The organism is Paenibacillus sp. GL_099_B (assembly GCF_057835695.1).
The window spans coordinates 3,716,837-3,728,712 of the sequence record NZ_CM174430.1 but is presented as its reverse complement, the minus strand read 5'-3'; the positions used below and the strand labels follow the sequence as shown (position 1 = coordinate 3,728,712).

Here is an 11,876-nt window from a genome sequence, read left to right as displayed (position 1 = left end):
GTTCGCATGCGAGTAAGCTTGGGTGAACACATATTCCGGGTTTGCAATACGCTGTTTTTGTCCGCGCTCATGATTGTAACAATGTACCCAATTCTATACGTGGCATTTGCTTCATTCAGCGAACCAGCGCTGATGATGGCGCATAAGGGCATTCTTTGGAAGCCGCTGGGCTTCTCGCTTGAAACATATGGGGCGGTATTCAGCAACCCGATGATCCTGCTCGGCTACCGCAACACGTTATTTATTGTCATTGTAGGCGTGGCTCTCAATTTGCTGCTTACTTCCTTTGCCGCATATGCCTTGTCCAGAAAAACGTTGCAATATCGCAAGCAGCTTACGTTGTTTATCGTGTTTACCATGTTTTTCAGCGGTGGATTAATTCCGTTCTACTTGCTGGTCAGAGGGCTGGGCATTACGGACACGCTGTGGGCGCTGATCCTGCCTACCGCAATAAGTGCATTCAATTTCATTATCATGCGAACATCGTTCGAGGCAGTGCCGGATGCGCTGGAAGAGTCGGCCAAGATCGACGGCGCTAACGACTTTGGCATTCTGTTCCGCATCTTCCTGCCGCTATGCAAGCCCGCGCTTGCAGTGGTAGGGCTGTATTACGGAGTAAGCCACTGGAACTCCTGGTTTAACGCCATGATCTTCCTTCAGGATCGGTCGCTGTATCCGTTGCAGTTGATCCTGCGAGAAATTTTGATTATTGGCGATGCAAACTCCATGGCGGAAGGAGCCTCCCAGGATGAGATCATCATATTGGGCGAGACATTGAAATACGCCACGATAATGGTAGCGACCCTTCCGATTTTTCTGGTCTATCCGCTATTGCAAAAATATTTCGTGAAAGGCGCCTTGATCGGTGCCATTAAAGGTTAGGAGAAAGGGTGGAATTCAGAGATGAGCAATGAAAATGTGAAACTGAAACCATCCGAGCTGACGGCTTGGTGGGATAAAGTGAAGATTAAAGTTGATCATATGATCGAAGCGGACTGGACAGAAGCGCCGCATGTTTCGGCGGCGGGCAAATATGACCAGATCAAAGTGGATCAGTGGATTTCGGGCTTCTGGCCGGGCATTCTGTGGATTCTGTACGATATGACCGGCGAGCAACGATATCGGGAGGAGGCCGAGCCTTGGGACGAACGCATGGAGAAATGTTACTTGCGGGACAACCATTTCCACCACGATGTCGGCTTTCAGTTCCTGCCGACATCCGTTATCCGCTACAAGCTGACCGGCGACCCGGACGCTCGGCGGCGCGGGCTGTTCGCCGCCAACTATCTGGCGGGCAGGTACAACCCGGCAGGACAGTTCATTCGAGCCTGGCCCCGCAACCAGACGGGCTGGTCGATCATCGATTCGATGATGAATTTGCCACTTCTGTTCTGGGCGAGTGAAGAAAGCGATGATCCGCGCTTCAAGCATATTGCGGTCGCCCATGCAGATATGGTGCTTCGCTCATTCATCCGAGGCGACGGCTCAGTGCATCATATCGTTATCTTCGATCCGGAGACGGGCGAAGTGGAGCGTTATGACGGCGGACAGGGCTTCGCGCCGCAATCGTCCTGGTCGCGGGGCCAAGCTTGGGCGCTCTACGGGATGAGCTGCGCTTACCGCTATACGGGAGAAGCGCGTTACTTGAATGCGGCGAAGGGGGTGGCGCATTATTTCATCAGCGCGTTGGCGGAAGACGATGTGCCGCATTGGGATTTCCGTGCTGCGACCGACTTGACGGACGAGCCACGCGACACCTCGGCGGCGAGCTGCGCAGCATCTGGCTTGATCGATATCGCGTCGCAGGTGGCTCCTGAGGAAGCCACTTTATATCAGCGCGCGGCCACGCGCATTCTTCGATCGCTGTCGAACAACTACAGTGCGCTCGACCAGCCGGAGTATGAAGGCATCCTGCTCTGCGCAACCGGACATAAGCCAGTCAATACCAACATCAACGTATCACTGATTTACGGCGATTACTATTATATTGAAGCTTTGGCGAAGAGCAAAGGCTGGAGCCAGCACATTTTTTAAGTGGACTGCAATTACGAGGCCGCGAGGACAGGAAGCTCCTCCCAACTTCCGTATTCTTGAGAGAAAGTGCCGGACTTAACGAAGGGAATGATTCAATAACCATCATTTCATAATGGAAAGGATGAAAATGAATTATGGGAACCAAAAGTATGACGTGCATTATTTTGTTCTGTATGTTGGTTGCGTTAATGCCTGGAGTAGTGGGGGCGGCCGATGCGAAGTTCACAATTGGCAGCTCCGACGTGACGGCGAGCGGACATGACGGCAACGTTCCGGCCAACACGGTGGACGGCGATTTCGTCACACGGTGGTCGGCAAATGGAGACGGGCAATGGATTCAGTACGATTTGGGCGTAAACCGGAAAGTGTCTTCCATCAAAATTGCATTTCTGAAAGGGGCAAGCCGCACCTCTACTTTTGGTATTTTGACGTCTACGGACGGTTCCACCTTTACGACCGTCAGCAGCGGAGTTGTGAGCAGCCTTGTGGAAGGTCTGCAAACGTTCGATTTTCCGGATGTCGATTCTACTCGCTATGTGAGGATCGTTGGGCACGGCAATTCCTCCAACTTGTGGAACAGCTATACCGAAGTTGAACTGTACGGCACAGCGAGCGGCCCTCCGCCAGGCGCAAGCAAGTTGGCGATTACCGTGCCACAACTTATGGCCAGCGGAGATGACGGCAATATCGTCGCGTATACAATCGACGGCGATCTTAACACGCGCTGGTCAGCGAGTGGCGAGGGGGAGTGGGTCCAATACGACCTTGGATCGAGCAAGCGGGTGGAATACGTGAAGATCGCCTTCACCAACGGGGTGGAGCGAACTTTCGCTTTTGATATCCAGACTTCATATGATGGCTACAACTTCAGTACAGTGCTTTCGGGAGCGGTCAGCAGTCTGAGCAACAGCTTGCAGACGTTTGATTTTGCCGATGCTGCCCCCGTACGCTACGTTCGTATTGTTGGCCACGGCAACTCGGTGAACGCCTGGAACAGCTTTGCCGAGGTCGAAATTTATGGTAGCGATTCAAGCGGCAGCGGTAGCGAAGGGACGGTCGTCGAAGTTAGCACTTCCACGCAGTTGGCTGCCGAGCTTGCAACCGCTACGGCGGGTAAAACGATTGTGTTGGCAAACGGCACGTATTCGCGTACAAGCCCGTTTGCTGTTCAGAACAAAAACGGCACTGCCAACGCGCCAATCGTCATTAAAGCGAAAAACCGCGGTCAGGCTATCATCTCGGGAGCGTCAGGCTTCCGCGTCGAGAACTCCTCGCATGTGGTGCTGGACGGATTAAAGTTTACGAACACAAGCAATGGCGCAGTGGTGTTGGAAGGCTCGCACCATGTGCGACTGACCCGTAATACTTTTGCGCTTCCAAGCTCGGGGAGCGGCCTGATGTGGCTGCAAGTGCGGGGCACGAACAGCCATCATAACCGCATCGACCGGAACGACTTCGGACTGAAGAGCGACACCGAACCGCTGATCGCTTACGAAGGACAGAACGGCTCAGGGCAAATTTCGCAATATGATATTATCGAATACAACTATTTCCATGATGTAGGCCCATGGGTAGCTAACGGCAAAGAGACAATTCGTCTCGGCTTGTCCGGTCTTACGCTCTCCCACGGCTATAATACGATACAATACAATGTATTTCAGAATTGCGATGGAGAGCCGGAAATCATATCGGTCAAGAGTAGCAGCAATTCGGTGCGCTTCAATACATTCCGCACATCCAAGGGCAGCCTGACGCTGCGGCATGGCCATAACAACAGCGTATATGGAAACTTTTTCCTCGGGGACGGCGTGGAGTCGGATCAGGAAGGCATCCGGATGTTCGGCAATGACCATAAGATTTATAACAACTACTTTGAGAATTTGACTGGCGAAGCAATTTACTTGCCTAACGGCGACTTCGACGGCGGTACTGGAGGCTCCCCTCCAAGTCCTACGGTCGAGGAATTGCGCAAACAATGGAAAGTTTACCGGGCGCTTATCGTCAACAATACGATTGTAAACAGCAAAACCGGTATCGTCATCGGCTCCGGCAAAGCGTATGCTCCGCAGGATTCCGTCGTGGCGAACAATATCGTATACAACAGCACCGGCACGCTTTATTACGAGGCGGCGACAACGAATACACTGTTCCAAGGCAACATCGGGTTTGGCAGCACTATTAGCAACATATCGCGCAGCTCGGAGCAGATCCGAAATATCAATCCGCTGCTGATTACGGTGAGCGGCATTCAGAAACTGTCCGCGAGCAGCCCGGCAATTGATGCAGCTATGGGGACATACGCGTTCGTGCTGGCGGATATGGACGGTCAAATGCGGGCGACAGCAGATGGGGGGGCGGACGAATATTCCGGCGCGCCTCTACTGAATCGCCCGCTAGCGGCCGACGATGTGGGGCTGAATACGCATTAGAATCAATATATGTGCAAGCATGCCGGCGGTTGGTTCGCCGGCATGACTATGTCGATCCATTGGTGTATGGAGCAGTCCTGTGATTCACTTCATTTGGAAGGATGGGAGACCATGTTTCACAGCAATGATGGAGCAGCGGAAAAAAACGAGGTGACTTTACATGCATACTAGCACAATGTTGCCGGCTCCGCGTGGCGGCGGCTTCCGTATGGAAGGTTATTGGGTGTGGTGCGGTTCCGTCGTGCAGGGAGAGGACGGCAAATTCCATATGTTTGCCTCGCGCTGGCCGAAGACACTGCCGATGCATCCCGGCTGGATGACGGCTTCAGAGATTGTCAGGGCAGACTCGGATACCCCCGAGGGACCGTACCGATTCTGCGAGGTGGCGCTTCCGGCGAGGGGAGCGGAATATTGGGACGGACGCTGCACGCACAACCCCCATATCGTCAAGCATAACAACAAATATTTGCTTTATTATACGGGTTCGACCCATCCGCTAAGCGATCCAGAGCCGCCCGGGAATTTCGGGTTAACCGATCCTCAATGCATCGTGGCGCGGGCGAACAAACGGGTAGGTCTGGCTATAGCGGACAGCGTTTTGGGCCCGTGGCGCAGAGCGGACGAACCGATATTGCCCACACGTCCCGGCCGATTCGATAGCTTTCTGACCTCCAATCCGGCTCCGTGTGTCCGGGAGGACGGTTCCGTGCTGCTGATCTACAAGGCACGTCACTACGAAGGCAACCTGCATGGCGGCATGACAATTGGCGTTGCGTATGCGGATCACTATGAGGGGCTGTACCGGGTACTGAGTGACGAGCCGGTGTTTCCTCCAGAGTCGTTCCATATTGAAGACCCTTTCATCTGGCAAACAAACGAAGGATACCATTTGATCGCCAAAGATATGGAAGGGCATCTATGTGGAGAAAAATACGGCGGCATCTTCGCCGAGTCGCCGGACGGGCTGAAATGGAGCTTGCATGGGCAGCCGCAAGGCTATTCCCGGACGGTGCGTTGGGATGACGGCACGGTACAGACGCTGGGCAATCTGGAGCGGCCGTTCCTGTTGTTCCAGAACGGCAAGCCGACTCATTTGTTCGCGGCCGTTTCGGACGGCAGTGATGGTTTTAAGGACGCTTCCGATACGTGGAACATGGTTATACCTTTGAAGCAATGATTCAACTACGTGGCGTCAAGCGAGCGCTATGCGACGATGACCTATAACCGCTGCGGCAGAAGTGCTGAAGCGGCCGGCGATTAAGGGCAATACAGTCATCGTTATCGAGCATAACCTTGACGTCATCAGTCAGGCGGATTGGATTATCGACATGGGGCCTGATGGCGACAGCAGGGGGGGCGTGGTCCCGAGTCGAGGACAAGAACTTGTACCGATTACCGATATGGAAAAAATATAGTCCGATTTCCGATTAGACATCTACCTAATTAATTTTCGCCTGCTAATTTATTTAAACTAACGGGTAGGATAGTTTAAGATCAATCGCGGGGAACTATACCATAAGTAACGGTGGGAAATTGCATCTCGGAGTTGAGTTGCGTGAAGAAGTCATCAGGTGGATGTTGTAGTAGTGAGCGAGGTGTCAACAAAATGAGTCAAGACAATATAAACTGTACCCCATAGAGACTTTTTATGGTTTCTAGTTCTTTTATAAAAAGTAATGAAATTTATGCTAAGCAAAATTAAAGTCGTTCCTGCGAAGTGTTGAACAAAAATACAGTTGTACCGGATCAATCCTTGTAATTTCATAACGAGTCTATAGCAATGTAAAAGCCATGACTTTCATGACAGTACGTTCGGCAAGTTTAACGGTATGGGTACAAACAAGTTTTTATTCTCTAACGGTATTTTATTAAGAGAAAAGGAAATATTCACTTATCGCTGAAATATATAGGTATGGATACCCAATAAAGTGGCGTTTTCAAATGACGCCCTCCCTTAGGAGATGATTAAAAAATGAAAACACAGATGAATCAAATTGAATTGAATTGAATGGTCTCACTTTTCAATATCGCGAGAGCGGGGAACCGTCTGCACCACCGATTGTTGCACTTCACGCACTTGGAGAAAGTGCAGAATCATGGGATCAAGTGGCTGCTTCATTAGGAGAAAAATACCGCGTTTTAGCTTTAGATCAACGTGGGCACGGTGGAAGTGCGAGAACGAGTACCAGAAAGAGGAATCCAGATAAGATACTACGCGCGCCTCAGGAAGTGAGATAATCCCTCTGCTTAATTAGAAAAATTACTACATAGGATGACACTGTTTTTTTTGTTTTCAACTCTAATGAATTGGAACTCTTGCTCAGAAATCAGGATAAGAACACTTTTTGCTGATTAGATGTTATTCGAATACGCTCGTGAACATAAATTTCTTAACTCTGAGATCCCTACACTCCTTCTTTAAATTTCCTTCGATAGTTCGAAGGGTTGAGACCATAGTAGCCGGTGAAACGAAGGGAGAAATAGTCCGGCGTATTGAATCCAACCCCCAAAGCAATCTCTGCAATAGGTCACAGTGTATATAAAAAGTAATTTCTCGGCTTGCTTCAACCGATGTTTCATCAATGTTTCCATAATAGAATCTCCAGCCTGTTCCTTGAACAAAGGGGATAAACAAACCTTAGTGATGTTAGGGAGGGGAAACTTTTCTTGGCCACCTCTTTCCATACGCTGATAAATATTGGTATGCTTCTCTAATTCGAAGAAGAGAACGGTAGTCGCTTGGAAATGGGGACGTTAGCCACATCATGCGCAATTGCTGCTATATTTGTTGTGGGACTCATGAGAATGAAGCGGCAAACGACACTCATGGACGAGACAGTGAAACGAGCAAACTTCAGTTGACTCATTCCAGGTTATAGTTTGAAGACGAAGAGGTGCCTTACGTGAATTGAAAATATAGATCAATGAGGACATTTGACATCTCTCCAGCTAAAGGCTATTCTCATAAAACGCATCTCTCAGTGCGACAATCTGATAAGATATTAAAGAATAATAGAATTAATATGAAACGTTATATGCAATATTTCACCATGCAGAATACGAGAAGAAAGAGATGAATTAAGTTGAAAAGAAAAGCTATGCATCTTATTACAATACTTTGTTTAGTGGTGATGTTTTTACCTACCGTTGTATTTGCTGAAGATAAAAATGAAACAAGCATCATTGTAGCAACTGGAAAAGATGTACCTACAGGTGGTATTCTAGGAAGTCTTCCAGAGAAATACCCTGCTAATGCTGTTGAGTTTGTTACGCAAGATGGAGTTAAATTAACGGGTTATGTATTAGGTAATAGTAATAAAGGTATCACACTTGGTCATGAAAATGGATGGATGGTTGATAGCTGGCTTCCTTTTGCTGAACGACTTGTAAAGGAAGGGTATATGGTGATTCTTTGGGCATTTAGAAATGATGAACCTTCTGATTCGGTATCTGGAGAAGCAACTTATCGTAGAGATTTAGATGTACTGGCTGCTGCTCAGGTTTTAAGAGAGCGCGGTGCAACTAAAATCTTGGCTATGGGAGCATCCATTGGTGGTACTTCTACAGCTGTCGCTGCGCCAAATATACCGGAATTAGTAGGCTTAGGGATATTATCTTCACCACGACAATTTGGTGTTAGTCCGCCAATAAGCGCGCTGGAGGCTGTTAAAAAGGTAGAAGTACCATCTTTTTTCGCGGTATCAGAAGAAGATCCTACCGGAAGTTATTATGATGAAGTAAAGGCTCTTTATGAGGCATCTGCTTCAAAACAAAAGCAGTTTAACATTTTGCATAGTAGTGAACATGGTACAGATATGTTATCTGAGGAGGGGAGTTATTCCAAGCGTTCCAAGGAGGATTCGACTGTTAAACTAAAACAAGAGCGTATAGCATTAGCCGACAAACTGCTGCTTTTTGTAAATAATTCCTTTGGTCAGACAACTCGTACAGATGGTGATCGTAATGAAACCTCTAAGAATACAACAGACTATGCAGATAGTAGTAAATCATCTGACAATACATCAGACTATATTGATAAGAACAAAACAGAGAAGTCAGCATTCATGAATCCTGCAATCATTGGAGTCGGAATATTATTTTTACTTGCTATCGTAGCCAGCATCATTGTTAAAAAGAAGAGGTAGGGTATCAATCTTACCGAAGTCATAGTTAGTTTTTCTAATTAAGCTAACGGGCAGGATAATGGAATTCTGTGTAGCTAAATAAATACAAAGATGTAAAGGCATATGCAGAGACGTCGCTCGATTATTGTCGCGGGACAAGAACACTGTTCCATTCAAAGTCGCTATTTTAGCGGCTTTTTTATTATATTGGCACAAGTTCTTGTCCCGAGCTGAGGACAAGAACTTGTGCCAATTACCAAAATTGACAATACAATTAAAAGGGAATTAGCGAAAATAGATGGAATCCTAAACATTGAAATCTGAAAGTTATCGAAAAAATAAATTTAAGGTTTTTGTTTGATGAAGAAACCTATCTCGAGGGAAAAACATGCTCACATAATAATATCTTCATTTAATGGCAGGATTGTTGAATTTTGTGAACATACTTCAAAGTATGCGAACGATAAAAAATAAGTTTTTCTTTTGAAATTTAAGACATGCTACAGTCATTTGTTTACAGAACTTAACGTCATTCAATTTGGATTAAACTAGAATTTCAGCGTTCACTGAATTCGTTAAAGGAAGTACGATCGCAGAAAAAAGAGGTCAAACCAGTAAGTTCTGGTGACCTCAAATCCGATCGGTTAGGTTATAATTTATGAGAGATATAACTGGGCTAAAGAACAGGGAATCTTGCTAGGCCTGACAGACATCCAATGCAAGTGACGATCTATTCATTAGTGCTAAGTGACAACAAGTGTTTTAGATTGTCATCAATAAATTGATTATCGGCACTGTTGATTCCACGACCGGCAAAATGGCCCCAGATCGATTGGATTGGTTTCAAGACAGCATTAGGTATACGCTTAGCTTCGTATTCATTATCGTCCGCTGTGCAGAAGAGATCCGTGCTTCCCGGCATGATACAGGCAAGAGCTTTTATGCTCTGAAGTGCTTTATCGAAATCTCCGTTATAGGAGGGGTTGGCACTAATATCTGCATGCTGGCCTGTCCATAACATGGACAGAACATTATGTGGATCCATATTCATAAAGCTATTTTCCCAGACACCAGCTACAAAATCCTCCAATGATTCAAATCCCATCTCATGATAAAGTTCCTCTCTGTAAAACGCATGAGATAATCCCCATCCGGCATAGACCCGTCCAACGGCGCGCATGTCTGCAGAAGTTAATTGGTTTAGTTTACTTGAGTCGAAGCCGACCGCAGATAGCAGTGAAGCTTTTACACCTTCCAGCACCACATATGTGTGAGGCCATGGTTTGGCGATGCCTCCGAAAGGTGCAATTCGTTCGACCATCTCCGGGTAACTTGCCCCCCATTGAAATGCCTGAATGCCGCCCATCGACCACCCGACGACGAGAGCAATCTTTTGAATACCGAATTTTTCGGTCAGCAGTTGGTGCTGGAATCGAACGTTGTCATAGATGGTTACCTGTGGAAAATGAGCCCCATCGAATGGATGAGGTGTGTTACTGGGAGATGAAGATAGTCCATTGCCCAGCAAATTTGGAACGATAATAAAATATTTCTCTGGATCGAGTGCCATCCCGCTGCCAATTAGCCATTCATTCTGAACATGCTGATCCCCAAAAGCCGTTGGATAGAGAATAACATTATCCTTCTGTTCATTTAATTTTCCGTATGTTTTATAAGCAAGAAAAGCATTTGGTAACGTCACTCCTGATTGTAAGAGTACATCACCCAAATTAAAAATTTCATAGTCCATCGTATAGTCGCTCCCTTCAAAATGAAAACCACATGTTCACTGTGATCTCTTGTGCTCAGTATAGCGCTGTGATACTCTCAATAAAAGTGAATAGAATTCAAGATAGTATTCAATAAAATTGAAAGATGGAGGGGAGCATCGGATGGAATTGCGTCAACTGAATACGTTTTGTACGGTTGCAACAACATTGAATTTCACGCGGGCAGCAGAAGTGTTGAGCTACGTTCCTTCCAACGTCACGATGCAAATTAAAGCATTGGAAGATGAGCTAGGTGTTCGCCTCTTTGATCGATTGGGCAAGCAACTCGCGCTCACAACTGCGGGTAAACGCTTTTTAACACACGCCCAAGGCGTTCTTGAAAAAATGGACGAAGCTCGTAGTGCTGTCCATGATAATGAAAAACTAACTGGTACCTTAACGATAAGTGCGAATGAGGTTATTTGTTCCTACCGGCTTCCACCTGTCTTCCAACGGTTTCGTTCGCAGCATCCGGGAGTTCGTCTAATCTTCCGCTCAGTTCCGAATCAAGAGCTCAAGCAAACGCTCTTTGAGGGAACCACGGATATTGTTTATATGTTGGATGAACCCATTCGCTCGAGTGGACTTTCCGTGGAACCTTTGCTGGAAGAAAATTTCCGATTGTTAGCTGCTCCAGATCACCCACTCGCCAAACGAACTGTGCTGCAATTGGAAGATTTTCATGAAGAAGTGTTCCTGACCAATAAAAAAGGTTGTCCATATCGAACGATGTTTGATCGGTCATTTGAGAAAGAGGGCATTGATAGCATCACGTATCTAGAGTTTCAAAGTGCCGAGGCCATTAAACAATGTGCGATCTCGGGAATCGGTATCGGTTTTCTTCCTGAAATCGTTGTAGAAGCCGAAGTTGAACGCGGGGAACTTGTTGTTCTTCCATGGCAAATTCCGGATTTGCGGGTGTATACACAGATGTTGTGGCATAAAGACAAGTGGCTTTCACCAATCATGTTATCTTTTATAGAAACAGCAAGGGAAGTTTTTCGTCTACAGAATGAGAATAAACTGTAAGCCTATGTATGAATGAGGCATAAAGGAGGCACCGTTTCGCACACGTGGTTAAGGACAGTAGCACCCATTCTTCTAGTATTTCATGATCTCAAATTGAATCACGTTTGTCCTACCAGTAGGACAACAATACTTTCTTGTTGTCGAGTTAAGGATGACCCTGAAGAAATAAGGTATTTCATTCAGGCAATCTGGACTAGTTTTCATGCTGCACCACTAATTATTAGGGATAATCTGGAGTATTTCTCTGATCGAGTTGTCAGTTGCCAAATGAAAATCAACCAAAGGCTTGATGTGGAGATTCTTTCCTGGGTTCTTGAAAAACTAGTCATGCAATTCAGTGATAATTCCTTCTGTTCTTGGTTAGAGGTAGCAGGGAAGAGAGCAAAAAAATTAGCGTACCATCTTGGAAAGAAATTGATTGTTTCTATGATTATTATGTTAACAATACTACACAGAGTATTAATGAGGGAATTGAAGCAAGAGAGTGTTCT

9 protein-coding genes and 1 pseudogene are annotated in these 11,876 nt (G+C 46.7%); 9 read left to right on the top strand and 1 reads right to left on the bottom strand.

All coding sequences use genetic code 11. The features are described from left to right. Positions 1–6 precede the first annotated feature (6 nt). The 8 genes and pseudogenes from AC3ITG_RS16975 to AC3ITG_RS16940 all read left to right on the top strand — a co-directional run bounded on the left by AC3ITG_RS16975 (position 7) and on the right by AC3ITG_RS16940 (position 8,608). Positions 7–882 (top strand): carbohydrate ABC transporter permease, encoded by an 876-nt coding sequence (locus AC3ITG_RS16975; RefSeq protein ID WP_053782204.1) that lies wholly within the window; start codon positions 7–9, stop codon positions 880–882. Positions 883–903: 21 nt separating this feature from the next. Further along, on the top strand, positions 904–2,034 hold the full coding sequence (locus AC3ITG_RS16970; RefSeq protein ID WP_413379184.1) for a glycoside hydrolase family 88 protein: 1,131 nt from the start codon (positions 904–906) through the stop codon (positions 2,032–2,034). 134 nt (positions 2,035–2,168) lie between these two features. Beyond that, a complete protein-coding gene (locus AC3ITG_RS16965; RefSeq protein WP_489250736.1) occupies positions 2,169–4,463 on the top strand; it encodes a chondroitinase-B domain-containing protein in 2,295 nt (764 codons plus the stop codon). A 225-nt stretch (positions 4,464–4,688) separates the two neighbouring features. Beyond that, positions 4,689–4,919, top strand: coding sequence for a hypothetical protein (locus AC3ITG_RS16960; protein ID WP_236703501.1), 231 nt, complete (start codon positions 4,689–4,691; stop codon positions 4,917–4,919). Positions 4,920–5,013: 94 nt separating this feature from the next. Further along, positions 5,014–5,640 carry a glycoside hydrolase family protein gene (locus AC3ITG_RS16955; protein ID WP_413379180.1) on the top strand — a complete coding sequence of 209 codons (627 nt, stop codon included), beginning with the start codon at positions 5,014–5,016 and terminating at the stop codon, positions 5,638–5,640. A 61-nt stretch (positions 5,641–5,701) separates the two neighbouring features. Continuing rightward, positions 5,702–5,878 carry a hypothetical protein gene (locus AC3ITG_RS16950; RefSeq protein WP_489254566.1) on the top strand — a complete coding sequence of 59 codons (177 nt, stop codon included), beginning with the start codon at positions 5,702–5,704 and terminating at the stop codon, positions 5,876–5,878. A gap of 583 nt (positions 5,879–6,461) precedes the next feature. Continuing rightward, positions 6,462–6,650: pseudogene (locus AC3ITG_RS16945) on the top strand (alpha/beta fold hydrolase); the annotation flags it as partial. 896 nt (positions 6,651–7,546) lie between these two features. Further along, entirely contained in the window at positions 7,547–8,608 is a 1,062-nt protein-coding gene (locus AC3ITG_RS16940; protein WP_413379179.1) for an alpha/beta hydrolase, read from the top strand. Between the two features lie 709 nt (positions 8,609–9,317). Here AC3ITG_RS16940 and AC3ITG_RS16935 read toward each other — a convergent pair. Next, positions 9,318–10,337 carry an alpha/beta fold hydrolase gene (locus AC3ITG_RS16935; RefSeq protein ID WP_489250735.1) on the bottom strand — a complete coding sequence of 340 codons (1,020 nt, stop codon included), beginning with the start codon at positions 10,335–10,337 and terminating at the stop codon, positions 9,318–9,320. Between the two features lie 142 nt (positions 10,338–10,479). Here AC3ITG_RS16935 and AC3ITG_RS16930 point away from each other — a divergent pair, with 142 nt between their 5' ends. After that, positions 10,480–11,385: a LysR family transcriptional regulator gene (locus AC3ITG_RS16930; protein WP_489250734.1), complete on the top strand. Its 906-nt coding sequence runs from the start codon at positions 10,480–10,482 to the stop codon at positions 11,383–11,385. Positions 11,386–11,876: the final 491 nt, after the last annotated feature.

What these genes read in the sequence shown, in the direction of transcription:
- AC3ITG_RS16975 (WP_053782204.1), top strand. Translation starts at nt 7, where the DNA reads ATGCGAGTAAGCTTGGGTGAACACATATTCCGGGTTTGCAATACGCTG.
- AC3ITG_RS16970 (WP_413379184.1), top strand. Translation starts at nt 904, where the DNA reads ATGAGCAATGAAAATGTGAAACTGAAACCATCCGAGCTGACGGCTTGG.
- AC3ITG_RS16965 (WP_489250736.1), top strand. Translation starts at nt 2,169, where the DNA reads ATGGGAACCAAAAGTATGACGTGCATTATTTTGTTCTGTATGTTGGTT.
- AC3ITG_RS16935 (WP_489250735.1), bottom strand. Translation starts at nt 10,337, where the DNA reads ATGGACTATGAAATTTTTAATTTGGGTGATGTACTCTTACAATCAGGA.
- AC3ITG_RS16930 (WP_489250734.1), top strand. Translation starts at nt 10,480, where the DNA reads ATGGAATTGCGTCAACTGAATACGTTTTGTACGGTTGCAACAACATTG.